This is a genomic window from Peribacillus frigoritolerans, assembly GCF_040250305.1.
Classification (GTDB): domain Bacteria; phylum Bacillota; class Bacilli; order Bacillales; family DSM-1321; genus Peribacillus.
Genome location: NZ_CP158190.1, coordinates 71,000 through 97,500 on the forward strand (window position 1 = coordinate 71,000; position 26,501 = coordinate 97,500).

Sequence of the window (26,501 nt, forward strand, 5' to 3'; positions counted from 1 at the left end):
GTACAAAATCAGTGGTACTGTGAGGGATGAAAAAATGAGCCAATATAATGATCCGAATGCTGGTTACACAAAGGGAACAACCCAAGAGCATGATGTAACGATGAAAGGCCGCCGTTTACTTGATATTACCGGTGTCAAACAAGTTGAAAGTTTTGATAATGAGGAGTTTCTGCTCGAAACTGTAATGGGATTCTTATCTATCCGGGGCCAAAACTTGCAAATGAAGAATTTAGACGTTGATAAAGGCATCGTCTCCATTAAAGGAAAGATTTTCGACCTTGTTTATTTAGATGAGCAATCAGGGGAGAAAGCTAAAGGCTTCTTTGGCAAATTGTTCAAATGACCTTAACGATTCAATTTTATACGTTGCTTGCGATGATAGGCATGGGCAGTGGCTTTGGAGCTGCCCTGGATACGTATAGCCGGTTCCTGAAACGTTCAGAAAGGAAAAGGTGGATTGTATTCATCCATGACTTCCTTTTCTGGATCATTCAGGGTCTCCTTATTTTTTATGTTTTGTTTTTAGTGAATGAGGGAGAGTTTCGCCTTTATTTATTTTTGGCCTTATTATGCGGTTTTTCAGCTTATCAAGCACTTTTCAAAGGTTTCTATCAACGTTTTTTAGAGTTTTTGATAATACTTGTGATAAAGTTGGCGAGATTTATAACGAATTCGGTTCACATGCTGATATTTGTTCCGATAAAATGGGTAATAGTATCTGTAATAGCCATTATATTCGGGATAGGTAAGTTCGTTTTAGCATTATTAAAATGGGCGGGGAAAATACTTCTCTTTATTTTGAATATTTTCTGGAGGCCATTAAAATGGATTCTGATCTATTTATGGAATTTATTGCCGGTTTTTGTTACGAAAAACGTCGGGAAGTTTTATAATAAAGGAAAAGGGATTTTATTGAAAATAAAGAATTCTATATTTAGAACGCTAAATAGATGGAGAAATAAAAAGAAATGAGGAGCGATAAAAAATGAGTAGCCTGCGTAAAAGGAAAGTGGCAAAAATAGAAAATCCCTACGTCGCTCAACAAGAGAAAAAAGTACAAACCGTAGAAAAAAAGAAGCGTGGTCTAATGCGTAGATTAACTCTTTACTCAGTTTTCGCCGCTGTCTTTTTGATTTTTGCCGTTTCCACCCTCATAACGCAAAATGTTGCACTGGATGAGAAAGTACAACAGAAGGAAGAATTGAAGGGAAAGTTAGCTGAATTGAAAAAAGACGAGACCCTTCTTAAAGAAGAAATCGTAAAGCTTAATGACGACGACTATATAGCGAAAATAGCCAGACGGGATTATTTCTTATCTGAAAAAGGCGAAATCATATTTACCCTTCCAAAAGGGAAGGAAGATAGTGACTAATATTGACACTGTTTTTTTACTTTCGTTATAATATAGAGTGAAGAGATTTTTTAACATTTCTAAGGAGGAACATTTTTTTTATGTCAATCGAAGTAGGCAGCAAGTTACAAGGTAAAGTAACAGGCATAACTAATTTTGGTGCATTTGTAGAGCTACCTCAAGGTTCAACCGGTCTTGTCCATATCAGTGAAGTGGCTGATAACTACGTCAAGGATATCAATGATCATTTAAAAGTGGGCGATACAGTTGAGGTGAAAGTCATCAATGTTAAAGATGGCAAGATTGGCTTGTCCATAAAAAAAGCGATAGACCGTCCTGAAGCTGAGCAAAAACCTGCATACACACCACGTCCGCGCCAAGGAAGAGGGAATGACAGCCGTTCCAAAGACTTCCGCTCGAAAGGTAATGGTTTCCAACCGAAGGAAAACTTTGAGCAAAAAATGGCTAAATTCTTAAAAGATAGCGAAGACCGCTTAACGACCCTTAAACGTAGCACCGAAACGAAACGGGGAGGTCGAGGAGGAAGACGCGGATAAAACTGCTGCTGAAAATAATAGTTTAGCAACTTTTCCTGTGAAATTATTCATAGTGTAGATAAAGGCAAGCTTGCCGGCTTGTCTTCTTTTAATTATCAACAACATAAAAAAAGCGCCTCTGTACACTTAATGAGATAAGTGTGCAGAGGCGCTTTTGTATTTGATGACCCGTACGGGATTCGAACCCGTGTTACCGCCGTGAAAGGGCGGTGTCTTAACCGCTTGACCAACGGGCCATTATTTTCAAGAAAAAAGATAGCGGCAGAGGGGATCGAACCCCCGACCTCACGGGTATGAACCGTACGCTCTAGCCAGCTGAGCTACGCCGCCATAATGGTAAGTGCTACTGAAGCACAAGTTATATCTTACATTCGTGAAGAATAAATGTCAACAAAAAAAATAAAGTTTGTCGGTTTCCATTTCCCGATTATTTATTCGTGTTATTTTCCGCAAAAATAACCTAAAAACTTTGCTTTTCTTCAAAAAAAAAAGAACACCCGTTTCTGTATTGGAAAAAAAGGCACAAAAACCTGTATACAAATGATTGTTCTAGAAGAATTTCGTCGAACGTTTTTCTTATCTGCTTATAAAATTCTGACAAAAAAATAAACAAGCCCTCTATATAATAAAAATCACTAATACGAATGGGGTGTTGAAATGGAAAAAGTAGAAAGACCTATGATGGAACCTCTTGGTGATGTTCAGTTAAAAGAAGCGAAGGCAGGGGCCATCAATTGGATCCAACAACTGCAAATGAAGTCGGAAGACATATTTATAAAAAAAGGTATCTCTTTAGCAATTATTGGTTTTTTATTAGGACGGGCATTAATTCTTTCGCAGCTGGCACCATTTGGACTTCCGTTTTTCGCAGCCGTGTTTCTCATGAGACGTGACAGGGCACCACTTGCTTTATTCGGATTGATTGCAGGTGGGCTGACCGTTCACTACTCTAATAGTTTAGTCATCTTTGCATCGGCGTTCCTGCTCCTGTTATTTCATAAGATCAAGAAGCCCGCCGTGGAAGGACAATTCAAGACGATGTCGATGTACGTCTTCGCTTCACTATTCCTGGTCAACCTGGCAGAGCAATATCTGGTATTCCGAACGATTCAGCTGTACGACTTAATGATGATAGGAGTAGAGGCGGGACTCGCAATGATATTAACTTTAATCTTCATACAGTCCATCCCGCTGCTGACCATTCGGACAAAGTCCCAATCATTAAAGACGGAGGAAATCGTCAGCATCATCATCCTGCTGGCCTCAGTGATGACCGGAACCATCGGCTGGATGATATACGATCTATCACTCGACCATATATTCTCGCGATACTTGGTCCTCCTCTTCGGGCTGGCGGGAGGGGCCGCCATAGGCTCCACTGTAGGTGTAGTTACTGGATTGATATTCAGCCTGGCAAGTATTGCTAGTCTCTATCAAATGAGTCTTCTCGCTTTTTCCGGGCTTCTGGGCGGTTTGTTGAAGGAGGGAAGGAAGATAGGGGTTGCTAGCGGCCTCATGATTGCTACATTACTGATAGGTTTATATGGTGAGGGCACCAGCAATATTATGGTGACACTCTATGAATCAATTATAGCTGTGGCCCTATTTATATTGACACCGTCATCCATAATCAACAAAATAGCGAAACATATACCGGGAACAGTCGAGAATTCTGATGAACAGCAGCAGTATGCCCGAAAAGTGAGAGATGTCACCGCTCAAAGGGTGGAGCAATTCTCTCATGTATTTGAGGCGCTCTCCAATAGCTTTTCCCAAGTGGATGAAAGAGGGAGATTGGAGGAAGATGAGAAAGAATTCGACTACTTCTTAAGTAATGTAACGGAAAAGACGTGCCAGCTTTGTTTTAAAAAGGAACAGTGCTGGTCCAAGAACTTTAATACAACCTATGACGGCATGCAGGAAATTATGCTTCAATTAAGTGAAAATAATGGTCAGCTCCCCCAAAAGACTTCGAAGGAATGGGGGAAATATTGTAGCCGCGGGCCTCAGGTCATTGGGGCGATATCACAGGAGCTTACTTATTTTGAAGCAAACCAAAAATTAAAAAGGCAGGTGAAGGAAAGCCGGAAGCTAGTTGCGGATCAACTGCGGGGCGTTTCGGCAGTAATGGATGATTTTGCGAAAGAAATTCAAAGGGAAAGGAAGAATCATCATGTACATGAAGAATCCATTTTGGAAGCCATCCAGGATTTTGGCCTGCACATAGGGTATGTAGAAATATACAGTCTAGAACAAGGGAATGTTGATATAGAGATGAGTGTCCCATACTGCCAGGGCAGAGGGGAATGTGAAAAATTGATTGCACCTATGCTTTCTGACATTTTAGGGGAAACGATAGTCGTTCATTCAGAAGAGTGTGCAACGTATCCAAACGGGCAATGTGAGGTGATATTTAGGTCAGCAAAAAAATTCACGGTCGAAACGGGTGTGGCTCATGCTGCCAAGGGGGGAGGGCTTGTATCAGGAGATAGTCATACGACCATGGAAATTGGCTGCGGCAAATTCGCAATAGCCATTAGTGATGGGATGGGAAATGGGGAAAGGGCCCATTTTGAAAGTACAGAGACATTGAAGCTGCTTCAAAAATTTTTACAATCGGGAATTGAAGAAAAAATAGCCATTAAATCCGTAAACTCCGTATTATCTCTACGCACTACCGATGAAATATTTTCGACTCTTGATTTGGCAATGATTGATCTTCAGGACGCAAAGGCTAAGTTTTTAAAAATCTGTTCGATACCGAGTTTCATTAAAAGGGGGGATAGGATAATAAAAATTGAATCAAGTAATCTCCCTATGGGAATCATCCAGGATTTCGATGTTGATGTTGTATCAGAAGAGCTCAAGGCAGGGGACATACTAATCATGATGAGCGATGGAGTGTTCGATGGACCCTCACATGTTGAAAATATCGAGTTCTGGCTTAAACGGAAAATCAAGGAAATGGAAACAGACGATCCGCAGGAAATCTCTGATTTAATATTGGAAGAGGTCATCCGAACAAAAGGGATCATAGATGATGACATGACAGTGGTAACATCGAAAATCAAGCATAACACACCGAAATGGGCATCCATTCCCGTTTCTCCAAAACGCAAAAAGGCCCAGTAGGCCGTTTATATATATAATAAATAAAACCAAAAATGAGGTGGTGAAATGGAAGAAGGTTAAAAGGTAAAGAGACTTTTCAATCACTCCGCTCCATGATGTGACTTGATGCGATGTCTTAGCGTATAAATTCCCCCTTTTTAGTCAATTATGGTAACAAATTGATAGGAAGGGAGAGCAAAACATGAAAGCAGGAACATTAAAACAGATTTTGCTTATAACCGACGGATGCTCAAATCATGGTGAGGAGCCGTCTGCCATGGCTGAATTAGCAAGGAAGCAAGGCATAACCATCAATGTCATAGGTGTCATGGAAAATGATGTGATAGATGAAAAGGGTCTTAAGGAGATCGAGAAGATTGCTGGTTCAGGAGGTGGCGTAAGTCAAATAGTCTATGCCCAGCAGTTGTCCCAAACCGTCCAAATGGTGACACAAAAGGCAATGACTCAAACTATACAGGGAGTTATCAATCGCGAACTTCAACAAATACTTGGAGATTCAAAAACGATGGAGGATCTTCCGCCGGATAAACGAGGAGAAGTGATGGAGGTGGTCGATGAGCTTGGGGAAACGAGCAAGCTCGAAGTACTGATTCTTGTTGATACCAGTGCAAGCATGAAACACAAACTGCCTACAGTAAAAGATTCCTTATTAGATCTTTCCCTTAGCATGAATGCAAGAATGGGTGACAGCCGTTTTTCCGTATTCGTATTTCCTGGGAAAAGAAATGATGTTGAAAAGTTGCTGGATTGGACCCCGAACCTTGAAGCCCTGACGGCAACTTTTCCTAAGCTTAGTACAGGGGGACTCACTCCGACAGGTCCAGCCATTCGTGAAGCTTTAACATATTTCAATAAAAAACGTTCATTGAGGGGATTGTTATCACATGATGATGAACAATACTTTGAGGAATCAATGTAAACTCCTGCCTGGCAGTTTGGTCACTGGAAAATGGAATAAAAACCAGTACAAAATAATTAAGGAATTGGGGTGTGGAGCGAACGGGATCGTCTATTTGGTTGAAAGCAAAAATCGTCATTATGCTTTAAAGCTCAGTGATAATGGGACGTCCATTATTTCGGAGATGAATATCCTAAAATCCTTTTCAAAGGTCCAGGGGTCTACCCTTGGACCTTCCTTTTTGGAAGCGGATGATTTCATGAAAACAGGAAAGCAGCTCCCTTTTTATGTCATGGAATATATCCACGGACACGATTTTTTGCGTTTCATCGATAAGAAAGGGTCATCATGGATTGGAGTCTTAATGCTTCAGCTTTTAACCAGCTTGTCTGCCTTGCATACCAATGGCTGGGTGTTCGGCGATTTAAAACCTGAGAATTTGATCGTGACTTCACCAGCCTATAAGGTGAGGTGCGTGGATGTAGGCGGAACTACCTTAATTGGGCGATCTGTTAAAGAATTCACCGAGTTCTTTGACAGGGGTTACTGGGGACTCGGATCAAGAAGGGCAGATCCGCAATATGACTTGTTCGCTGTGGCAATGATTATAATCAACTCGGCCTATCCTGGACGTTTCCACAAGCAAGGGGAGGGGTATAGACAGCTTAACGACTTGATTAAGCAGAAAAAGGAATTACACCCATATAGAAAGATGTTGGATAAAGCACTTCACGGGCAGTATGATTCTGCCCTCCAAATGCGGGAGGATTTGGTCACGGTGCTAAGTAAGCAAAATCACTCGAAGAAAAAGGGTACGACCCAGGCAGCTACCGGCCAGTCACAAACAATTCAACCTGCAACAAGACAAGCAAGAAGGTCCCAAAACCATTCAAAAAAGAAAAGTGGCGGTTTTTTTGAAACTTTTTTGCTGGTTGCCATCATATCGATGCTCTATGTTCTTTACATATATGAACAGTTGTTATGATATAGTTATTAGGTGAATGCCATGGAATAAATGAAACAATTTCATGATTGAATCGTATAAAACTAATGCCTGTTCATAAAGAAGGAAGATTGTATGTTAAAGGAAAAAGTTCTGAGCACCATTTATAGAAACGAATTGATTAAGGAAAACTCGAAGTTGCTAATAGGCGTTTCCGGAGGACCGGATTCATTGGTGCTTCTCCATATCCTTAAGGAAATTCAATCTCTTTTTCATTACGAGATGATCGTTGCAAGTGTTGACCATATGTTTCGTGGTGAAGAATCCTATGAGGATTATAAATATGTCGAGCATATATGTGAACGGTGGGGCATTACATTTGAGGGAAAAAGGATCGATGTTCCTGCCCGGATGAAACAGACGGGGGAAAGTTCACAAATAACGTCAAGAAAGCTGCGTTTTGCTTTTTATGAAGAAATGATGGATAAGCATCAAGCCTCCACTCTTGTCCTGGGGCATCATGGAGATGATCAAATCGAAACGATGCTCATGCGTTTAACAAGAGGGGCGACAGGGAAGGCAAGGGCAGGTATTCCTATAAAGAGACGTTTCCATTCCGGAAATCTGATCAGGCCCTTTCTTGAAATCACGAAAAGCCAAATAATCGAATATGCGGGCCTTCATGATATCGAACCAAGGTTTGATCCGAGCAATGAAACGGGTGTCTATGCAAGAAATCGTTTTAGACATGAAGTCCTTCCGTTTTTAAAGAAAGAAAACGGCAAGGTTCATGAGCATTTTCAACGATTCAGTGAAGAGCTTTATGAAGATGAAGAGTTTTTTTTGAACTTGGTTTCAAGCAAAATGTCCGATGTTTGGATCACACAGGATAAAGATCAAGCGGTTATTCAGATTGATCAGGTTCTCGCGATGCCTAAACCTTTACAAAGAAGGGCGATTCAACTAATATTAAACTATCTTTATTTGGAGAGACCTTCATCGCTTTCGGCATTACATATTGACCAACTTTTAGTTTTGTTTTTGAATCCTCAACCATCTGCAGAATTGCATCTTCCGGAGGGCCTTATTGCGGAAAAATCATATCAAACTTGCACGTTTAGGTTTTTCCGGCAAAAAAGCCATAAATATTCCTTTAAATTACAAATTCCCGGTGAGACTATTCTTCCGAATGGATATAAGATTAAAGCGCACTATATAAAAGAAGAAATTCCGGTGCTTAGAGGAAATCATTCTTTTATACTTCCCGAATCAGCTGTTCAGCTTCCTCTTACAGTCCGAACCAGGAATGAAGGCGAGCGGATGGCCGTCAAGGGATTAGGTGGAACTAAAAAGTTAAAGGATATTTTTATTAATGAAAAGATCCCGATGCTAGAAAGAAATGTGTGGCCGGTCATCATCGATCAAACTGGAACGGTCATTTGGCTGCCTGGTTTAAAGAAATCGAACGTTGAGCCGGATATAATTTCTGATGAAAAATCTTTAATCTACTTAGAATATAAAAAAGCTTAATTCTTCATGGGGGGCAATTAATTACAATGACCATGCAAAACGACATTGAAAAGGTTTTAATAACAGAGGAAGAACTTCAAAAGAAAATCAGGGAATTGGGTGCGCAGCTTGAAGCTGATTACCAAGGTAAGTTCCCGTTGGCCATCGGAGTGCTGAAAGGCGCCATGCCATTTATGTCAGATTTACTGAAACGCGTTGATACACATCTTGAAATGGACTTTATGGATGTTTCAAGCTATGGTAACTCCACTGTATCTTCCGGTGAAGTGAAAATCATCAAGGATCTTGATACATCAGTTGAGGGCCGGGATATTTTAATCATCGAAGATATTATCGACAGCGGTTTGACTCTTAGCTATCTTGCGGAACTTTTCCGTTACCGAAAAGCAAAATCAATTAAAATCGTTACCTTATTGGATAAACCAACAGGCAGGAAAGCGGATATCACTCCGGACTATGCCGGGTTCATCGTACCGGATGCATTTGTTGTCGGATATGGTCTTGATTTTGCGGAAAAGTATCGTAATCTCCCGTATATTGGCATATTGAAGCCTGAAATTTACTCGAATTAATCGTACCTGTTTGAAAGAGAAGACCAGATAAAAACAGCGGTGTTAAATTATTGTAATTCATTAATTTTGTATGATAGTATTTACTATAGTTTGTTTACCCGTGGGAGGAGGTAAGGGATGAATCGGATCTTCCGTAATACCATATTTTATTTACTGATCTTTTTGGTCATCATTGGGATTGTAAGTATTTTTAATAATAACAATGAACCAAACGTAAAATTGACCCAAGATGAATTCTATAAGCATTTGGAGAGTGGGGACGTTACATCACTTACGATGCAGCCCGAAAGCAGTGTATTTGAAATCACAGGAAAGCTCAAAGGTTATGAGGAAAACAAATTCTTTGTGACGTACGTGCCTTTCAGTGAGTATTCGCAAAGCCGGATCAATGACGCTGTAACCAAGCTGGGAAAAGACATCATCAATGTCGAACCTCCAGAAAAGACAAGTGGCTGGGTGACATTTTTCACTTCCATCATTCCATTTGTAATCATTTTTATCCTCTTCTTCTTTTTACTTAACCAAGCTCAAGGCGGCGGTGGTGGCCGCGTCATGAACTTCGGGAAAAGTAAGGCGAAATTGTATAATGATGATAAGAAAAAAGTACGCTTCAATGATGTTGCCGGAGCGGACGAAGAAAAGCAGGAACTTGTCGAGGTCGTTGAATTCTTGAAAGACCCTCGCAAATATGCCGAGCTTGGTGCCCGGATTCCTAAAGGGGTACTTTTAGTTGGGCCTCCTGGTACAGGTAAAACTTTACTTGCACGAGCAGTAGCTGGTGAAGCCGGAACTCCTTTCTTCTCAATCAGTGGTTCTGATTTTGTTGAGATGTTTGTGGGTGTCGGTGCATCCCGTGTTCGTGATTTGTTTGAAAATGCTAAGAAGAATGCACCATGTATCATCTTTATCGATGAAATTGATGCAGTCGGACGTCAACGTGGAGCAGGTCTTGGTGGCGGTCACGATGAACGTGAACAGACATTGAACCAACTCCTGGTGGAGATGGATGGTTTCGGTGGTAATGAAGGAATCATAATCATTGCTGCGACTAACCGTGCTGATGTATTGGATCCGGCATTATTGCGTCCAGGACGTTTTGACCGTCAAATAACGGTAGGCCGCCCTGATGTCAAGGGCCGTGAAGAAGTGCTGAAAGTGCATGCGCGCAATAAACCTTTAGCAGAAACAGTCGATTTGAAAGCGATCGCTCAGCGTACTCCAGGATTTTCTGGTGCCGATCTTGAAAACTTACTGAATGAAGCGGCTCTTGTAGCTGCCCGTCAAGATAAGAAGAAGATCGACATGTCCGATTTGGATGAAGCTTCGGATCGTGTTATCGCTGGACCTGCCAAGAAAAACCGTGTCATTTCCAAAAAGGAAAGAAATATCGTAGCGTGGCATGAAGCAGGCCATACCATTATTGGATTGGTTCTGGATGATGCCGAAGTCGTTCATAAAGTTACGATTGTCCCTCGTGGTCAAGCTGGCGGTTATGCAGTTATGCTGCCGAAAGAAGATCGTTTCTTCATGACGGAACCTGAGCTTAAAGATAAAATCGTAGGACTATTGGGTGGCCGTGTAGCCGAAGAAGTTACATTCGGAGAAGTGAGTACCGGTGCGCATAACGACTTCCAGCGTGCAACGGGCATAGCTCGGAGCATGGTTATGGAATATGGCATGAGTAAGCTTGGGCCGCTTCAATTCGGTAACTCTCAAGGTCAGGTCTTCCTAGGCCGCGATTTCAACAATGATCAAAACTATTCAGATGCAATAGCATATGAAATCGATCTTGAAATTCAACGTATCATCAAGGAAGCATACGAAAGATGTAAGAAGATCCTTACTGAAAATCGTGAAAAACTTGATTTGGTTGCAAAAACCCTGCTTGAAGTGGAAACACTTGATGCTGAACAAATCAAAAGTTTATTCCATAAAGGTAAATTGCCAGAACGTGATTATACGGCACTGAATGGGAACTTAACCACTGATGAGAATGTCAAGGTGAACATCAATAAGAAGAAGGAAGAAAAAGAGGCCCTATTAGATCCGTTGGATAAAAGAGGACCTGAGGACCTTGAAATAACGGAGGAAGGATTGAATACTCCTCCAATCAAAGAAGGTGCACCTCAAGATCAGCCGCTTTCCTTCCCGAACGAAGATGACAATAAAAAGTCTTAAGTGACTAAATTCAAAAGGGTATTTCCGCCTCGGAAATACCCTTTTCTTAACTCTTATGATAAAGTTTTTTGGTTACCATTCGAAAAGTGCGACTAATAGCGTGGGAAATAACAGTGTGTTATGATGTTGGAGAATAATTTACCGGAGTGATGAAACGATGATTTTTGTATTGGATGTTGGGAATACGAATACTGTATTAGGCGTATACGATGAAGATATTTTAAAATATCATTGGCGAATAGAGACTAACCGTCACAAGACAGAAGATGAGTATGGAATGGTCATAAAGTCTTTGCTTCAACATGAAGGTCTTTCGTTTGATCAATTTGATGGAATCATTATTTCTTCGGTAGTTCCGCCGATTATGTTTGCGCTTGAACGTATGTGCAAAAAATACTTTGGAATTAAACCGCTAATAGTTGGACCTGGAATAAAAACTGGATTGAATATTAAATACGAAAATCCCCGTGAGGTGGGAGCCGACCGAATCGTTAATGCGGTTGCAGGCATTCAGGAATATGGAAGCCCTCTCATTATCGTGGATTTTGGTACGGCAACGACATATTGCTACATAAATGAGGATAAACAATACATGGGCGGAGCCATTGCTCCGGGTATAAATATTTCTACTGAAGCACTTTATTCAAAAGCAGCCAAACTTCCAAGAATAGAAATCAGCCGACCGGAAGGGATTATTGGGAAAAATACGGTGTCCGCCATGCAGGCTGGCATTTTGTATGGATATGTTGGACAGGTAGAAGGAATCGTTAATCGAATTAAGGCGCAAAGTAATCTAGAACCAACGGTAATAGCGACAGGCGGACTGGCTACCTTAATTGCTAATGAGTCCACTGTGATTGACGTTGTGGAGCCATTTTTGACCTTGAAGGGGCTGCAGCTGATTTATAAACGTAATCGGGAGCAAGTGAAGAAGTAATACAAAGCTTGAAAGGAGCAAAATAAATGAAGGATTATCTAATAAAGGCGTTAGGCTATGAAGGACAGGTACGGGCATATGCTGTTTCAACAACAGACACCGTAGGAGAAGCGCAGCGACGCCATTATACATGGCCTACTGCTTCTGCTGCCCTAGGACGGGCTATGACGGCAGGCGTTATGATGGGCGGAATGTTAAAAGGTGAAGAAAAGCTGACGATTAAAATCGAGGGCGGTGGACCGATTGGTTCCATCCTGGTCGACAGCAATGCAAAAGGAGAAGTCCGCGGATATGTCACTCACCCGCAAACCCACTTTGATTTGAATGAGCAGGGAAAGCTGGATGTAAGGAGAGCGGTGGGTACCGATGGATTGCTGACTGTTGTCAAAGACATTGGTCTTCGTGATTATTTTTCGGGGCAAGTACCGCTTGTATCGGGAGAGTTAGGTGAAGATTTCACTTATTACTTTGTTACTTCCGAACAGGTGCCATCATCTGTGGGGGTTGGGGTTCTCGTGAATCCGGATAATTCAATCCTTGCAGCGGGTGGATTTATCATTCAGTTGATGCCGGGTACATCCGAAGATACGATTTCCAAAATCGAAAATCGACTAAGCACGATAACTCCTGTTTCCAAGATGATTCAAAGTGGCATGACTCCTGAAGAAATCCTAACCGAAATATTAGGTGAGGGCAATGTGAATATACTAGAAAAAATGGATGTCCAATTCTCCTGTCAATGTTCCAGGGAGAGAATTGCCACCGCATTGATTAGCCTAGGGCAAGCTGAGATCCGGGATATCATTGAGACAGACGGACAAGCGGAGGCGCATTGTCATTTTTGCAATCAGACCTACCAATTCTCGAAGGAAGAACTCGAGGAATTAGAGGAAGAAACAAAAAAATAATTTACGGGGGATAAGGGTTTGCCAAAACAAAAGCTTCGGGCGATTATTGCCGGCCTTGCCTTGTTGAACCTTTTGACTATCATTATCTTTGTCATAAAACCACTAATCATTTCAAAATCCGTCATTGGGGAAGAAACGGCCGCAAAGGTTGGATCCAAGGATATTTCCCGGGAAGCATGGATTAATGAGCTCGAAAAAAGATATGGGGAAGATGTACTTGAGGATATGGTCGATAAAGAGGTAGTGAAACAGGCAGCTGAAAAATACAAAGTGAAGACTTCGGATGAAGAGCTTGATCGGGAACTTAAAATGATGAAAACGATGTATGGGACTGCCGGTCAGAACCTTAATAAAAGTAACGATCAACTGAGGCAGGAAATTCAGTCGAGTCTCCTTCTCGAGAAGCTCCTCACCAAGGACGTTTCGGTTTCCGAAACGGCAATGCGGAGTCATTATGATAATAATAAGGATATCTACAGAATCCCTACTGCTTTCCATGTTTCCCATATCACCACTTCTACAAAAAAGCAGGCAGACCAAGTCATACGTGAACTGGAGAAGGGTGTCTCCTTTGATGTATTGGCAATGGAGAAGTCCCTTGATGAATTCACTGCCAATCAAGGAGGCGACATGGGTTATATATCCCAGGATAACGAGCAAGTCTCCAAGGAATACATAACCGCTGCCGAGAAATTGAAGGTGAAGAAGTGGAGTGATGCAATCCAAACGGAGGATGGCTGGGCCGTTCTCTACCTGCATGAAAGAATAAAGGGCAAGCAGTATGAATATGAAGAAGTTAAAGACAAGATTCACCGCCAAATAGCTCTTGAACAGATTCAGACACCGGTCTCGGGTAAAATTTTCTGGGATGAATTTGATGTAGAATGGTTTTATGGATTGAAGGAAGAAAAGTAGGTCAATGGTTGTGTGAGAAAATTTAGAATATAGTATATAATCATTGACAATGAACTATTAAAACTGGTAACTTTAAAATTATAAAACCAATAAACATACTCGGTATTGAAATGATAAGGGAGTGGAGAAAATGGCACGTATAGCTAATTCTGTAATCGATTTAATTGGACAAACACCTATTGTTAAGTTAAACAAGCTTCAAAATGAAAACAGTGCAGATATTTATTTGAAACTTGAGTATTTTAACCCAGGCAGCAGTGTAAAAGACCGTATCGCCCTTGCGATGATCGAAGCGGCAGAAAAAAATGGTACTCTTAAGCCAGGTGATACGATCATTGAACCTACAAGCGGAAATACGGGAATAGGTTTGGCAATGGTAGCTGCGGCAAAGGGCTATAAATCAATTCTGGTTATGCCGGAGACGATGAGCTTGGAACGCCGTAACTTGCTTCGCGCATATGGGGCAGAATTAGTTCTTACTCCTGGACCTGAAGGAATGAAGGGTGCAATCGCAAAGGCGACTGAGCTTTCTAAAGAAAAAGGTTACTTCATTCCACAGCAATTCGAAAACGAAGCCAACCCTGAAGTACATCGGAACACTACAGGCCCTGAAATCGTTGAAGCCTTTGGAGATGAAGGCTTGGATGCATTCGTTGCCGGAATCGGTACTGGGGGAACCATAACAGGTGCCGGTGAAGTCCTGCGTGAAAAATTCCCTGACATTAAAATTTACGCTGTTGAACCTGCGGATTCTCCAGTATTATCGGGTGGGACTCCAGGACCTCATAAAATCCAAGGAATCGGAGCAGGCTTCATTCCAAGTATATTGAATACAGATCTCTATGACGAAATCATTCAAGTCAATACAGAGGAATCTTTTGATTATGCACGCCGCGCAGCAAAAGAAGAAGGAATCCTTGGCGGAATTTCTTCTGGAGGTGCAATCGCAGCTGCCATTAAAGTGGCTGACAAACTGGGAAAAGGCAAAAAGGTACTTGCCATCATACCGAGTAATGGTGAACGCTACTTAAGTACACCATTATATAACTTTGAGTAAGACAAGACACTAAAAATGAGAAGCGAAGTTCCTATGGGGCTTTGCTTTTCTTTTTGAGCAAAGTATGCAGAAGTATCCCTGATTTTCATGGAGCTTGCACTATACCTATGTAAATGGGTAAACTCGTATATATAGATTTCTTTAGGTGAAGGAGAACGTTGGATGTCATTAGCAGGAGCATCAAAAATAAAATGCGGTTCATTTGATTTGGATTACAGCAAGAAAACCTTAATCATGGGGATTTTGAATGTTACGCCGGATTCCTTTTCGGATGGCGGAAAATATAATCGGATAGATGCTGCTTTGAAGCATGCTGAACGAATGGTCAACGATGGCGCGGATATATTGGATGTAGGTGGTGAGTCGACCCGGCCTAACTATGAGAGGATATCTGATGAAGAGGAAATAGAGAGAGTCGCCCCAATTATTGAAGCCATATCGCGTAATATTGAGATTCCGATATCGGTCGATACGTATAAATCAAGAGTTGCAGAAGAGGCGGTAAAGGCAGGAGCCCATATATTAAATGATATTTGGGGAGGTAAAGCCGATACCTTGATGTCAAGGGTTGCTGCGGAATATAAGGTGCCGATTATCTTGATGCATAACAGGGGTAATATGGAATATGGACATTTTGTCCGGGATGTACTTCAAGATTTATTCGAAAGCATCATGTTGGTGAAGGATGCAGGTGTCAAGGATGAAAACATCATTCTCGATCCAGGAATTGGCTTTGCGAAAGATTTAAAGTTAAATTTAGAAATGATGAGGAATCTTGATAAGCTGGTATCGTTAGGTTATCCAGTTCTGTTAGCCACATCAAGAAAGTCCATGATTGGCCATGTTCTGGACCTGCCGCCTAGTGAGCGGATGGAAGGCACTGCCGCTACAATTTGCCATGGAATTCAACAAGGCTGTCAGATGGTTCGCGTACATGATGTGAAGGAAATGGCACGGACTGCAAAGATGATGGATGCTCTATTAGGAAAAGGTGAATGAAATGGATAAGATATATGTGAATAAGATGGAGTTTTACGGTTATCATGGAGTTTTTCCGGAGGAAACGAAGCTTGGTCAGCGGTTTAAAGTGGATTTAATCGTCCAGACTGATTTAGCCAAGGCAGGGAAGAGTGACAACCTTGAAGACTCAATCAACTATGGCGAGTTATATGAAGTGTGTAAAAGTGTTGTTGAGGGAGAACCTTTTAAGTTAGTGGAAGCTGTCGCTGAAAAAATCGCTTCTGAACTGCTTAATAAATATTCTTCCATCGAGACATGCACCGTCAAGGTTTATAAACCAGATCCTCCAATAGCAGGTCACTATGAGTCTGTTGCTATAGAGATTGTAAGGGGACGCTGATTGTGATAAATATTGCTTACCTTTCAATAGGGTCGAACTTAGGGGATCGCCTTGAAACATTCCGAAGAGCTTTCCAATTATTGTCTGATAATCCGCATATCAAGATGATGGCCTGCTCTTCTTTATATGAAACAGACCCGATAGGATATGAAGACCAGGACTGTTTTTTAAATGCTGTTCTTAAAGTGGAAACCGATTTAGAACCTGAAAACTTACTTCACGCTTGTATGAAAATCGAACAAGATTTAGGAAGAAAAAGGGAAATTAGGTGGGGTCCCCGTACTATAGACCTTGACATTTTGTTATATAATCAAGAAAATATTAAGACAGAGATTCTTTCAGTCCCGCACCCTCGTATGCACGAGAGGGCTTTTGTTATCGTGCCTTTAATGGAAGTGGACCCTGATATATCACTTCCGCAAATGGATGCACCTTTGAGCGACCTGCTTGAACAGATTTCGGATAAAGAAGGAGTTCGATTATGGAAGGTGAAAAATGGGGAAGGCGTATTCGCGCTTTTCGAAAGTTAAAGGGTTATACCCAGGAAGGGTTTGCGAGGGAAATTGGTGTTTCCGTTTCCTTGCTGGGAGAAGTCGAACGGGGGAACCGCAACCCTTCAGAGGCATTTTTACTGGAAGTGGCGGAAATTCTTCATGTTTCCATTGAGGAGCTTCAGCCACCTGACGATAAATGAAAGAATGTTATAGGAGGTCAACGTGTTAAAAATAGGCGATATAGAAATGAAGAATCCGGTAGTGTTGGCACCGATGGCGGGAGTCTGCAACTCGGCATTCCGCTTGACCGTCAAGGAATTTGGTGCTGGTCTTGTTTGTGCGGAGATGGTCAGTGATAAGGGAATCGTTTTACAAAATGCTAGAACGATGAATATGCTTTATATAGATGAAAGAGAAAAGCCGTTAAGCTTGCAAATCTTTGGCGGTGAAAAGAAATCTTTGGTCGAAGCTGCACAATTTGTAGATAAAAATACAAATGCTGATATCATTGATATCAACATGGGCTGCCCTGTTCCTAAAATCACTAAATGTGATGCGGGTGCGAAGTGGCTTCTCGATCCAAACAAAATTTATGAGATGGTTTCAGCCGTGGTTGATGCCGTTGATAAGCCGGTAACGGTGAAAATGCGCATAGGCTGGGATGATGAGCATGTTTTTGCGATTCAAAATGCCCAGGCTGTTGAACGCGCAGGCGGTAAAGCTGTTTCCATGCATGGCAGGACACGAGTTCAAATGTATGAAGGAAAAGCTAACTGGGACATCATCCGTGAAGTGAAGAGGTCGATTAATATTCCCCTTATCGGTAACGGTGATGTGGAAACTCCACAGGATGCGGAAAGAATGCTGAAGGAAACTGGTGTTGATGGAGTCATGATCGGCCGTGCAGCCCTAGGTAACCCATGGATGATCTACCGGACTGTAAAATATCTAGAAACCGGTCAACTGATGGATGAACCTTCAGTTCGTGAAAAGATGGACGTTTGCGTGCTTCATATGGATCGTCTGATTGCGTTGAAAAATGAAAATGTCGCTGTTCGTGAAATGCGTAAGCATGCTTCTTGGTATTTAAAGGGTGTTAAAGGGAATGCTCAAGCTCGCAAAGGAATTAATTATTGTGAAACAAGGGAAGATGTTGTAAAGCTTCTTTATGGACTTGTTGATGATATTGAAGCGAAGCAACAAAATATCCAAATGGTCTGATGTTTGACATTACCTTCCTATTTTCCTATAATACGCTTATCTTAACTGCCAGTAATCCTGGCAGTTTTTATATGTACATAAGCAATGTTTTAAGATAAAAAGCTGTTGAATTTCTTTACTTTATGTAAGAATAAATATGTATGCAAAAGAATTTCTGATTAATTATATAAGGCATTTATTAATAAAGATGGAGATGATTTTCGTGAGTCATGAAGAATTGAATGACCAACTGCAGGTAAGGCGCGATAAAATGCAGGCCATGATTGATAATGGACAAGACCCTTTCGGGAGCAGGTTCGAGCGCACACATAACACTCAGGAGATAATCAGTGCTTATGGTGAATTAGAAAAGGAAGATCTTGAAGAAAAAGAAATTGAAGTTACGATCGCTGGCCGTGTCATGACGAAGCGCGGAAAAGGGAAAGCGGGATTTGCCCATATCCAGGATATTAGCGGCCAAATCCAAATCTACGTTCGTCTGGATAACATAGGGGAAGATTCTTACCAAATTTTCAACCAAACGGATCTTGGCGATATCGTAGGGGTAACTGGCGTTATCTTCAAAACAAAAGTCGGGGAACTTTCCATTAAAGCTAAAGAGTATGTGTTCCTTGCTAAGGCGCTTCGCCCGTTACCTGATAAATTTCATGGCTTAAAGGACGTTGAAGAGCGTTATCGTAAACGTTATGTCGATTTAATTACAAATGAGGAAAGTAAAAATACGTTGATCATGCGCAGTCGTATTGTACAAGCCATGAGACGTTATTTGGACGATCATGGATACCTTGAAGTGGAGACGCCGCTATTGCACTCTGTTGCTGGTGGAGCTGCTGCACGTCCTTTCCTTACTCACCATAATGCTTTGGATATGCCTTTGAATTTAAGGATCGCCATTGAACTGCATCTAAAACGCTTAATTGTTGGCGGATTGGAGAAAGTTTATGAAATTGGCCGGGTTTTCAGAAATGAAGGAGTGTCCACAAGGCACAATCCTGAATTCACTTTGATCGAATTGTACGAAGCTTATGCGGATTACCAAGATATCATGAGTTTAACGGAAAACCTGATTGCCCATATAGCTCAAGAAGTTCTTGGGACGACTACCATCCAGTATGGGGAGTATGAGATAGAGTTAAAACCGGAATGGAAACGACTTCACATGGTTGACGCTGTAAAAGAATATACTGGTGTGGACTTCTGGACTGAAATGAGTAAAGAAGAAGCCCAGCAGCTTGCTAAAGAAAATGGGATTGAAGTTAAGGAATCCATGGAGTTCGGCCATATCGTAAATGAATTCTTTGAACAAAAGGTCGAAGATAAGTTAATTCAGCCTACATTCATCTATGGGCATCCAGTGGAAATCTCTCCTTTAGCAAAGAAAAATCCGGAAGATTCCCGTTTCACAGATCGTTTTGAGTTATTCATTGTAGGTAGGGAGCACGCAAATGCCTTCACTGAACTTAATGATCCTATTGATCAACGTCAACGCTTTGAAGCTCAATTGAAAGAACGAGAGCAAGGTAATGATGAAGCTCATGAAATGGATGAAGATTTCTTGGAGGCGTTAGAATACGGAATGCCGCCGACTGGCGGACTAGGAATTGGTGTTGACCGTTTGGTTATGCTATTGACCAATTCTCCTTCTATACGTGACGTCCTGTTATTCCCTTTAATGAGACATCGCTAATATAAGCAAAATGAGTTTTGATTGCAGGGCCGGATTCGGATGGCTGGGATCAAGGGCGTAGCTCTTGATCCTGGTAAGTCCAATTCGGTTTTTGTTTTTTAATTATAATTTCATGCCTTTCAATAGAGTGGATTCTAGGGTTTAAAAGAAAAACAACATTATCTCAAAAAAACTTTATAAAAGGTATTGCACAGTTAACGTAATGGTGTTATATTTATATCTGTCGTTACGAACGAGTTGCAAACAGATTACAAACTTTAAAAAGTTTTAAAAAAAGTTGTTGACTTGAAGTGATGAAAGTGTTATTATAAATAAGCTGTTCCGAAAGACATTGCTCTTTGAAAACTGAACAAAACAAAGCGCCAACGTTAAATTTTAAGTGAGCACACACTATCAAAAAAGCAAATGAGCAAGTCAAACATTTCTTCGGAGAGTTTGATCCTGGCTCAGGACGAACGCTGGCGGCGTGCCTAATACATGCAAGTCGAGCGAATCGACGGGAGCTTGCTCCCTGAGATTAGCGGCGGACGGGTGAGTAACACGTGGGCAACCTGCCTATAAGACTGGGATAACTTCGGGAAACCGGAGCTAATACCGGATACGTTCTTTTCTCGCATGAGAGAAGATGGAAAGACGGTTTACGCTGTCACTTATAGATGGGCCCGCGGCGCATTAGCTAGTTGGTGAGGTAATGGCTCACCAAGGCGACGATGCGTAGCCGACCTGAGAGGGTGATCGGCCACACTGGGACTGAGACACGGCCCAGACTCCTACGGGAGGCAGCAGTAGGGAATCTTCCGCAATGGACGAAAGTCTGACGGAGCAACGCCGCGTGAACGAAGAAGGCCTTCGGGTCGTAAAGTTCTGTTGTTAGGGAAGAACAAGTACCAGAGTAACTGCTGGTACCTTGACGGTACCTAACCAGAAAGCCACGGCTAACTACGTGCCAGCAGCCGCGGTAATACGTAGGTGGCAAGCGTTGTCCGGAATTATTGGGCGTAAAGCGCGCGCAGGTGGTTCCTTAAGTCTGATGTGAAAGCCCACGGCTCAACCGTGGAGGGTCATTGGAAACTGGGGAACTTGAGTGCAGAAGAGGAAAGTGGAATTCCAAGTGTAGCGGTGAAATGCGTAGAGATTTGGAGGAACACCAGTGGCGAAGGCGACTTTCTGGTCTGTAACTGACACTGAGGCGCGAAAGCGTGGGGAGCAAACAGGATTAGATACCCTGGTAGTCCACGCCGTAAACGATGAGTGCTAAGTGTTAGAGGGTTTCCGCCCTTTAGTGCTGCAGCTAACGCATTAAGCACTCCGCCTGGGGAGTACGGCCGCAAGGCTGAAACTCAAAGGAATTGACGGGGGCCCGCACAAGCGGTGGAGCATGTGGTTTAATTCGAAGCAACGCGAAGAACCTTACCAGGTCTTGACATCCTCTGACAACCCTAGAGATAGGGCTTTCCCCTTCGGGGGACAGAGTGACAGGTGGTGCATGGTTGTCGTCAGCTCGTGTCGTGAGATGTTGGGTTAAGTCCCGCAACGAGCGCAACCCTTGATCTTAGTTGCCAGCATTCAGTTGGGCACTCTAAGGTGACTGCCGGTGACAAACCGGAGGAAGGTGGGGATGACGTCAAATCATCATGCCCCTTATGACCTGGGCTACACACGTGCTACAATGGATGGTACAAAGGGCTGCAAACCTGCGAAGGTAAGCGAATCCCATAAAGCCATTCTCAGTTCGGATTGCAGGCTGCAACTCGCCTGCATGAAGCCGGAATCGCTAGTAATCGCGGATCAGCATGCCGCGGTGAATACGTTCCCGGGCCTTGTACACACCGCCCGTCACACCACGAGAGTTTGTAACACCCGAAGTCGGTGAGGTAACCTTCATGGAGCCAGCCGCCTAAGGTGGGACAGATGATTGGGGTGAAGTCGTAACAAGGTAGCCGTATCGGAAGGTGCGGCTGGATCACCTCCTTTCTAAGGATAATTACGAGAGCGCTTTTGTTTTGTTCAGTTTTGAATGAGTAATTCATTCAAATAGGAAAGACAAACATCACGATGTGATGGATTCTTTCTGCTTTGTTCCTTGAAAACTAGATAATAGATAGAAGGCAATTAATTTTTTTCAAAGCATCTGTAAGATCTTTTTTAACGGTTAAGTTAGAAAGGGCGCACGGTGGATGCCTTGGCACTAGGAGCCGATGAAGGACGGGACTAACACCGATATGCTTCGGGGAGCTGTAAGTAAGCTTTGATCCGGAGATTTCCGAATGGGGAAACCCACTGTTCGTAATGGAACAGTATCTTTACCTGAATACATAGGGTACTGAAGGCAGACCCGGGGAACTGAAACATCTAAGTACCCGGAGGAAGAGAAAGCAAACGCGATTTCCTGAGTAGCGGCGAGCGAAACGGAATTAGCCCAAACCAAGAGGCTTGCCTCTTGGGGTTGTAGGACACTCAACATGGAGTTACAAAGGAACGGGGTAAATGAAGCGATCTGGAAAGATCCGTCGAAGAAGGTAAAAACCCTGTAGTTGAAACTTCGTTCCCTCCTGAGTGGATCCTGAGTACGGCGGGACACGAGAAATCCCGTCGGAAGCAGGGAGGACCATCTCCCAAGGCTAAATACTCCCTAGTGACCGATAGTGAACCAGTACCGTGAGGGAAAGGTGAAAAGCACCCCGGAAGGGGAGTGAAATAGATCCTGAAACCGTGTGCCTACAAGTAGTCAAAGCCCGTTAATGGGTAATGGCGTGCCTTTTGTAGAATGAACCGGCGAGTTACGATTTCATGCGAGGTTAAGTTGATGAGACGGAGCCGCAGCGAAAGCGAGTCTGAATAGGGCGAATGAGTATGAGGTCGTAGACCCGAAACCAGGTGATCTACCCATGTCCAGGGTGAAGTTCAGGTAACACTGAATGGAGGCCCGAACCCACGCACGTTGAAAAGTGCGGGGATGAGGTGTGGGTAGCGGAGAAATTCCAATCGAACCTGGAGATAGCTGGTTCTCTCCGAAATAGCTTTAGGGCTAGCCTCAAGATGAGAGTATTGGAGGTAGAGCACTGATTGGACTAGGGGCCCCCAACGGGTTACCGAATTCAGTCAAACTCCGAATGCCAAATACTTATTCTTGGGAGTCAGACTGCGAGTGATAAGATCCGTAGTCGAAAGGGAAACAGCCCAGACCACCAGCTAAGGTCCCAAAGTATACGTTAAGTGGAAAAGGATGTGGAGTTGCTTAGACAACCAGGATGTTGGCTTAGAAGCAGCCACCATTTAAAGAGTGCGTAATAGCTCACTGGTCGAGTGACTCCGCGCCGAAAATGTACCGGGGCTAAACGTATCACCGAAGCTGTGGATTGACACCGTATGGTGTCGATGGTAGGAGAGCGTTCTAAGGGCGTTGAAGTCAGACCGGAAGGACTGGTGGAGCGCTTAGAAGTGAGAATGCCGGTATGAGTAGCGAAAGAAGGGTGAGAATCCCTTCCACCGAATGCCTAAGGTTTCCTGAGGAAGGCTCGTCCGCTCAGGGTTAGTCGGGACCTAAGCCGAGGCCGAAAGGCGTAGGCGATGGACAACAGGTTGATATTCCTGTACCACCTATACATCGTTTGAACGATGGGGGGACGCAGAAGGATAGGGTAAGCGCGCTGTTGGATATGCGCGTCCAAGCAGTTAGGCCGGAAACGAGGCAAATCCCGTTTCCATTAAGGCGGAGCTGTGATGGCGAGGGAAATATAGTACCGAAGTTCCTGATTCCACGCTGCCAAGAAAAGCCTCTAGTGAGATGTAAGGTGCCCGTACCGCAAACCGACACAGGTAGGCGAGGAGAGAATCCTAAGGTGTGCGAGAGAACTCTCGTTAAGGAACTCGGCAAAATGACCCCGTAACTTCGGGAGAAGGGGTGCTTTTTAGGGTGAATAGCCCAGAAAAGCCGCAGTGAATAGGCCCAGGCGACTGTTTAGCAAAAACACAGGTCTCTGCGAAGCCGCAAGGCGAAGTATAGGGGCTGACACCTGCCCGGTGCTGGAAGGTTAAGGGGAGAGGTTAGCGCAAGCGAAGCTTTGAACCGAAGCCCCAGTAAACGGCGGCCGTAACTATAACGGTCCTAAGGTAGCGAAATTCCTTGTCGGGTAAGTTCCGACCCGCACGAAAGGTGTAACGATCTGGGCACTGTCTCAACGAGAGACTCGGTGAAATTATAGTACCTGTGAAGATGCAGGTTACCCGCGACAGGACGGAAAGACCCCGTGGAGCTTTACTGCAGCCTGATATTGAATTTTGGTACAGCTTGTACAGGATAGGTAGGAGCCTGAGAAGCCGGAGCGCCAGCTTCGGTGGAGGCGTTGGTGGGATACTACCCTGGCTGTATTGAAATTCTAACCCGCGCCCCTTATCGGGGTGGGAGACAGTGTCAGGTGGGCAGTTTGACTGGGGCGGTCGCCTCCTAAAGAGTAACGGAGGCGCCCAAAGGTTCCCTCAGAATGGTTGGAAATCATTCGTAGAGTGTAAAGGCACAAGGGAGCTTGACTGCGAGACCTACAAGTCGAGCAGGGACGAAAGTCGGGCTTAGTGATCCGGTGGTTCCGCATGGAAGGGCCATCGCTCAACGGATAAAAGCTACCCCGGGGATAACAGGCTTATCTCCCCCAAGAGTCCACATCGACGGGGAGGTTTGGCACCTCGATGTCGGCTCATCGCATCCTGGGGCTGTAGTCGGTCCCAAGGGTTGGGCTGTTCGCCCATTAAAGCGGTACGCGAGCTGGGTTCAGAACGTCGTGAGACAGTTCGGTCCCTATCCGTCGCGGGCGCAGGAAATTTGAGAGGAGCTGTCCTTAGTACGAGAGGACCGGGATGGACGCACCGCTGGTGTACCAGTTGTCTTGCCAAAGGCATAGCTGGGTAGCTACGTGCGGACGGGATAAGTGCTGAAAGCATCTAAGCATGAAGCCCCCCTCAAGATGAGATTTCCCATGGCGCAAGCTAGTAAGATCCCTGAAAGATGATCAGGTTGATAGGTCAGAGGTGGAAGCATGGTGACATGTGGAGCTGACTGATACTAATAGATCGAGGACTTAACCAACGCTTTTTAAAAAATGAAATACCTTCTTATTATCTAGTTTTGAAGGAACAACGTTCCTTTTATGTTTGGTGGCGATAGCGAAGAGGTCACACCCGTTCCCATTCCGAACACGGCAGTTAAGCTCTTCAGCGCCGATGGTAGTTGGGGGTTTCCCCCTGTGAGAGTAGGACGCCGCCAAGCAGTTATATATGGAGGATTAGCTCAGCTGGGAGAGCATCTGCCTTACAAGCAGAGGGTCGGCGGTTCGATCCCGTCATCCTCCACCATTTTTACACTTGCCGGTGTAGCTCAACTGGTAGAGCAACTGACTTGTAATCAGTAGGTTGGGGGTTCAAGTCCTCTTGCCGGCACCATTTTCATACAAGCTTGATATAGCATATATAAATAGTTTATATGAGCCATTAGCTCAGTTGGTAGAGCATCTGACTTTTAATCAGAGGGTCGAAGGTTCGAATCCTTCATGGCTCACCATTTTATTATGCGGGTGTGGCGGAATTGGCAGACGCACCAGACTTAGGATCTGGCGCCGCAAGGCGTGGGGGTTCAAGTCCCTTCACCCGCATGTTCGCGGAAGTAGTTCAGTGGTAGAATACAACCTTGCCAAGGTTGGGGTCGCGGGTTCGAATCCCGTCTTCCGCTCCACTATTTATTTATGCCGGGGTGGCGGAACTGGCAGACGCACAGGACTTAAAATCCTGCGGTAGGTGACTACCGTACCGGTTCGATTCCGGTCCTCGGCACCATCTTAATATGCGCCCGTAGCTCAATTGGATAGAGCATCTGACTACGAATCAGAAGGTTGTAGGTTCGACTCCCGCCGGGCGCACCATATTTTTTTTCGGGAAGTAGCTCAGCTTGGTAGAGCACTTGGTTTGGGACCAAGGGGTCGCAGGTTCGAATCCTGTCTTCCCGACCATTATTTTTTCGGGGCCTTAGCTCAGCTGGGAGAGCGCCTGCCTTGCACGCAGGAGGTCAGCGGTTCGATCCCGCTAGGCTCCACCAAAAAAACTTGACAAGCCGTTTTGGGTTTGTTATGATATGAAAGTTGATTCTTTAAGAAGAGTCAAATTGCTCTTTGAAAACTGAACAAAACAAAGCGCCAACGTTAAATTTTAAGTGAGCACACACTATCAAAAAAGCAAATGAGCAAGTCAAACATTTCTTCGGAGAGTTTGATCCTGGCTCAGGACGAACGCTGGCGGCGTGCCTAATACATGCAAGTCGAGCGAATCGATGGGAGCTTGCTCCCTGAGATTAGCGGCGGACGGGTGAGTAACACGTGGGCAACCTGCCTATAAGACTGGGATAACTTCGGGAAACCGGAGCTAATACCGGATACGTTCTTTTCTCGCATGAGAGAAGATGGAAAGACGGTTTACGCTGTCACTTATAGATGGGCCCGCGGCGCATTAGCTAGTTGGTGAGGTAATGGCTCACCAAGGCGACGATGCGTAGCCGACCTGAGAGGGTGATCGGCCACACTGGGACTGAGACACGGCCCAGACTCCTACGGGAGGCAGCAGTAGGGAATCTTCCGCAATGGACGAAAGTCTGACGGAGCAACGCCGCGTGAACGAAGAAGGCCTTCGGGTCGTAAAGTTCTGTTGTTAGGGAAGAACAAGTACCAGAGTAACTGCTGGTACCTTGACGGTACCTAACCAGAAAGCCACGGCTAACT

The 26,501-nt window shown here is 43.9% G+C and carries 20 protein-coding genes, 11 tRNA genes and 4 rRNA genes (1 of these 35 cut by a window edge); 33 read left to right on the plus strand and 2 right to left on the minus strand.

Annotation, left to right across the window (positions count from 1 at the left end):
* The first annotated feature begins 34 nt into the window (after positions 1-34).
* The 4 genes from yabP (at position 35) to ABOA58_RS00375 (ending at position 1,908) form a co-directional block, all read left to right on the plus strand.
* A complete protein-coding gene (yabP, locus tag ABOA58_RS00360; RefSeq protein WP_101225917.1) occupies positions 35-343 on the plus strand; it encodes a sporulation protein YabP in 309 nt (102 codons plus the stop codon).
* Positions 340-972, plus strand: coding sequence for a spore cortex biosynthesis protein YabQ (gene yabQ / locus ABOA58_RS00365; protein WP_350300854.1), 633 nt, complete (start codon positions 340-342; stop codon positions 970-972). The genes yabP and yabQ overlap by 4 nt, the downstream gene beginning before the upstream one ends.
* 13 nt (positions 973-985) lie before the next feature.
* The gene (locus ABOA58_RS00370; RefSeq protein ID WP_101225919.1) at positions 986-1,372 is read left to right on the plus strand and encodes an FtsB family cell division protein; all 387 of its coding nucleotides are present in this window, start codon (positions 986-988) and stop codon (positions 1,370-1,372) included.
* An 80-nt stretch (positions 1,373-1,452) separates the two neighbouring features.
* The gene (locus tag ABOA58_RS00375; protein WP_101225920.1) at positions 1,453-1,908 is read left to right on the plus strand and encodes a S1 domain-containing RNA-binding protein; all 456 of its coding nucleotides are present in this window, start codon (positions 1,453-1,455) and stop codon (positions 1,906-1,908) included.
* 164 nt (positions 1,909-2,072) lie between these two features.
* On the opposite strand, the gene ABOA58_RS00380 is transcribed toward ABOA58_RS00375, so the two are convergent.
* Positions 2,073-2,144 (minus strand) — tRNA-Glu (locus ABOA58_RS00380).
* 20 nt (positions 2,145-2,164) lie between these two features.
* Positions 2,165-2,238, minus strand: a tRNA-Met gene (locus ABOA58_RS00385).
* Between the two features lie 327 nt (positions 2,239-2,565).
* On the opposite strand from ABOA58_RS00385, the gene spoIIE reads away from it, so the two are divergent.
* The 29 genes from spoIIE to ABOA58_RS00530 all read left to right on the plus strand — a co-directional run.
* Complete coding sequence (gene spoIIE, locus ABOA58_RS00390; protein WP_350300855.1) at positions 2,566-5,040, plus strand: stage II sporulation protein E; 2,475 nt, start codon at positions 2,566-2,568, stop codon at positions 5,038-5,040.
* Positions 5,041-5,221: 181 nt separating this feature from the next.
* The gene (locus tag ABOA58_RS00395; protein WP_137018537.1) at positions 5,222-5,959 is read left to right on the plus strand and encodes a VWA domain-containing protein; all 738 of its coding nucleotides are present in this window, start codon (positions 5,222-5,224) and stop codon (positions 5,957-5,959) included.
* Positions 5,925-6,923 (plus strand): protein kinase domain-containing protein, encoded by a 999-nt coding sequence (locus ABOA58_RS00400; protein WP_350300856.1) that lies wholly within the window; start codon positions 5,925-5,927, stop codon positions 6,921-6,923. Before ABOA58_RS00395 ends, ABOA58_RS00400 begins: the two co-directional genes overlap by 35 nt.
* A 93-nt stretch (positions 6,924-7,016) precedes the next feature.
* Positions 7,017-8,411, plus strand: a complete 1,395-nt coding sequence (gene tilS, locus ABOA58_RS00405; protein ID WP_350300857.1) for a tRNA lysidine(34) synthetase TilS — start codon at positions 7,017-7,019, stop codon at positions 8,409-8,411.
* A gap of 32 nt (positions 8,412-8,443) precedes the next feature.
* Complete coding sequence (gene hpt / locus ABOA58_RS00410; RefSeq protein ID WP_137018539.1) at positions 8,444-8,983, plus strand: hypoxanthine phosphoribosyltransferase; 540 nt, start codon at positions 8,444-8,446, stop codon at positions 8,981-8,983.
* A gap of 117 nt (positions 8,984-9,100) precedes the next feature.
* Positions 9,101-11,161 carry an ATP-dependent zinc metalloprotease FtsH gene (gene ftsH / locus ABOA58_RS00415; protein ID WP_350300858.1) on the plus strand — a complete coding sequence of 687 codons (2,061 nt, stop codon included), beginning with the start codon at positions 9,101-9,103 and terminating at the stop codon, positions 11,159-11,161.
* 157 nt (positions 11,162-11,318) lie between these two features.
* On the plus strand, positions 11,319-12,098 hold the full coding sequence (locus tag ABOA58_RS00420; protein WP_063235928.1) for a type III pantothenate kinase: 780 nt from the start codon (positions 11,319-11,321) through the stop codon (positions 12,096-12,098).
* A 26-nt stretch (positions 12,099-12,124) separates the two neighbouring features.
* Positions 12,125-13,006 (plus strand): Hsp33 family molecular chaperone HslO, encoded by an 882-nt coding sequence (gene hslO / locus ABOA58_RS00425; RefSeq protein WP_350300859.1) that lies wholly within the window; start codon positions 12,125-12,127, stop codon positions 13,004-13,006.
* 18 nt (positions 13,007-13,024) lie between these two features.
* Complete coding sequence (locus tag ABOA58_RS00430; protein ID WP_350300860.1) at positions 13,025-13,921, plus strand: peptidyl-prolyl cis-trans isomerase; 897 nt, start codon at positions 13,025-13,027, stop codon at positions 13,919-13,921.
* 130 nt (positions 13,922-14,051) lie between these two features.
* Complete coding sequence (gene cysK, locus ABOA58_RS00435; RefSeq protein ID WP_133353006.1) at positions 14,052-14,978, plus strand: cysteine synthase A; 927 nt, start codon at positions 14,052-14,054, stop codon at positions 14,976-14,978.
* A 162-nt stretch (positions 14,979-15,140) separates the two neighbouring features.
* A complete protein-coding gene (folP, locus tag ABOA58_RS00440) occupies positions 15,141-15,977 on the plus strand; it encodes a dihydropteroate synthase (protein WP_350300861.1) in 837 nt (278 codons plus the stop codon).
* Position 15,978: 1 nt separating this feature from the next.
* A complete protein-coding gene (gene folB / locus ABOA58_RS00445; protein WP_133353008.1) occupies positions 15,979-16,338 on the plus strand; it encodes a dihydroneopterin aldolase in 360 nt (119 codons plus the stop codon).
* A 2-nt stretch (positions 16,339-16,340) separates the two neighbouring features.
* Entirely contained in the window at positions 16,341-16,868 is a 528-nt protein-coding gene (folK, locus tag ABOA58_RS00450; protein WP_350300862.1) for a 2-amino-4-hydroxy-6-hydroxymethyldihydropteridine diphosphokinase, read from the plus strand.
* Positions 16,820-17,032: a helix-turn-helix domain-containing protein gene (locus ABOA58_RS00455; protein ID WP_101225931.1), complete on the plus strand. Its 213-nt coding sequence runs from the start codon at positions 16,820-16,822 to the stop codon at positions 17,030-17,032. The genes folK and ABOA58_RS00455 overlap by 49 nt, the downstream gene beginning before the upstream one ends.
* 22 nt (positions 17,033-17,054) lie before the next feature.
* Complete coding sequence (gene dusB / locus ABOA58_RS00460) at positions 17,055-18,053, plus strand: tRNA dihydrouridine synthase DusB (RefSeq protein ID WP_350300863.1); 999 nt, start codon at positions 17,055-17,057, stop codon at positions 18,051-18,053.
* Positions 18,054-18,240: 187 nt separating this feature from the next.
* Positions 18,241-19,740 (plus strand): lysine--tRNA ligase, encoded by a 1,500-nt coding sequence (lysS, locus tag ABOA58_RS00465; protein ID WP_350302757.1) that lies wholly within the window; start codon positions 18,241-18,243, stop codon positions 19,738-19,740.
* A gap of 423 nt (positions 19,741-20,163) precedes the next feature.
* Positions 20,164-21,714, plus strand: a 16S ribosomal RNA gene (locus ABOA58_RS00470).
* Between the two features lie 176 nt (positions 21,715-21,890).
* Positions 21,891-24,823, plus strand: a 23S ribosomal RNA gene (locus tag ABOA58_RS00475).
* 64 nt (positions 24,824-24,887) lie between these two features.
* Positions 24,888-25,003, plus strand: a 5S ribosomal RNA gene (gene rrf / locus ABOA58_RS00480).
* Positions 25,004-25,013: 10 nt separating this feature from the next.
* Positions 25,014-25,089: transfer RNA gene (locus tag ABOA58_RS00485), tRNA-Val, on the plus strand.
* 11 nt (positions 25,090-25,100) lie between these two features.
* Positions 25,101-25,176, plus strand: a tRNA-Thr gene (locus ABOA58_RS00490).
* 42 nt (positions 25,177-25,218) lie between these two features.
* Positions 25,219-25,294, plus strand: a tRNA-Lys gene (locus ABOA58_RS00495).
* Between the two features lie 9 nt (positions 25,295-25,303).
* A tRNA-Leu gene (locus ABOA58_RS00500) sits at positions 25,304-25,385 on the plus strand.
* A gap of 5 nt (positions 25,386-25,390) precedes the next feature.
* Positions 25,391-25,465 (plus strand) — tRNA-Gly (locus tag ABOA58_RS00505).
* Between the two features lie 12 nt (positions 25,466-25,477).
* Positions 25,478-25,566 (plus strand) — tRNA-Leu (locus ABOA58_RS00510).
* Positions 25,567-25,575: 9 nt separating this feature from the next.
* A tRNA-Arg gene (locus tag ABOA58_RS00515) sits at positions 25,576-25,652 on the plus strand.
* 10 nt (positions 25,653-25,662) lie between these two features.
* Positions 25,663-25,739: transfer RNA gene (locus ABOA58_RS00520), tRNA-Pro, on the plus strand.
* Positions 25,740-25,749: 10 nt separating this feature from the next.
* A tRNA-Ala gene (locus ABOA58_RS00525) sits at positions 25,750-25,825 on the plus strand.
* A 158-nt stretch (positions 25,826-25,983) separates the two neighbouring features.
* Positions 25,984-26,501 (plus strand): 16S ribosomal RNA (locus ABOA58_RS00530) (it continues 1,033 nt past the right edge of the window).
* The 16S, 23S and 5S rRNA genes sit together here with 9 tRNA genes alongside, the layout of an rRNA operon.

What these genes read in the sequence shown, in the direction of transcription:
- yabP (WP_101225917.1), top strand. Translation starts at nt 35, where the DNA reads ATGAGCCAATATAATGATCCGAATGCTGGTTACACAAAGGGAACAACC.
- ABOA58_RS00375 (WP_101225920.1), top strand. Translation starts at nt 1,453, where the DNA reads ATGTCAATCGAAGTAGGCAGCAAGTTACAAGGTAAAGTAACAGGCATA.
- lysS (WP_350302757.1), top strand. Translation starts at nt 18,241, where the DNA reads ATGGAGATGATTTTCGTGAGTCATGAAGAATTGAATGACCAACTGCAG.
- cysK (WP_133353006.1), top strand. Translation starts at nt 14,052, where the DNA reads ATGGCACGTATAGCTAATTCTGTAATCGATTTAATTGGACAAACACCT.
- ABOA58_RS00455 (WP_101225931.1), top strand. Translation starts at nt 16,820, where the DNA reads ATGGAAGGTGAAAAATGGGGAAGGCGTATTCGCGCTTTTCGAAAGTTA.
- ABOA58_RS00420 (WP_063235928.1), top strand. Translation starts at nt 11,319, where the DNA reads ATGATTTTTGTATTGGATGTTGGGAATACGAATACTGTATTAGGCGTA.
- ftsH (WP_350300858.1), top strand. Translation starts at nt 9,101, where the DNA reads ATGAATCGGATCTTCCGTAATACCATATTTTATTTACTGATCTTTTTG.
- folB (WP_133353008.1), top strand. Translation starts at nt 15,979, where the DNA reads ATGGATAAGATATATGTGAATAAGATGGAGTTTTACGGTTATCATGGA.
- tilS (WP_350300857.1), top strand. Translation starts at nt 7,017, where the DNA reads ATGTTAAAGGAAAAAGTTCTGAGCACCATTTATAGAAACGAATTGATT.
- spoIIE (WP_350300855.1), top strand. Translation starts at nt 2,566, where the DNA reads ATGGAAAAAGTAGAAAGACCTATGATGGAACCTCTTGGTGATGTTCAG.
- yabQ (WP_350300854.1), top strand. Translation starts at nt 340, where the DNA reads ATGACCTTAACGATTCAATTTTATACGTTGCTTGCGATGATAGGCATG.
- ABOA58_RS00370 (WP_101225919.1), top strand. Translation starts at nt 986, where the DNA reads ATGAGTAGCCTGCGTAAAAGGAAAGTGGCAAAAATAGAAAATCCCTAC.
- ABOA58_RS00400 (WP_350300856.1), top strand. Translation starts at nt 5,925, where the DNA reads ATGATGATGAACAATACTTTGAGGAATCAATGTAAACTCCTGCCTGGC.
- hpt (WP_137018539.1), top strand. Translation starts at nt 8,444, where the DNA reads ATGCAAAACGACATTGAAAAGGTTTTAATAACAGAGGAAGAACTTCAA.
- hslO (WP_350300859.1), top strand. Translation starts at nt 12,125, where the DNA reads ATGAAGGATTATCTAATAAAGGCGTTAGGCTATGAAGGACAGGTACGG.
- folP (WP_350300861.1), top strand. Translation starts at nt 15,141, where the DNA reads ATGTCATTAGCAGGAGCATCAAAAATAAAATGCGGTTCATTTGATTTG.
- ABOA58_RS00395 (WP_137018537.1), top strand. Translation starts at nt 5,222, where the DNA reads ATGAAAGCAGGAACATTAAAACAGATTTTGCTTATAACCGACGGATGC.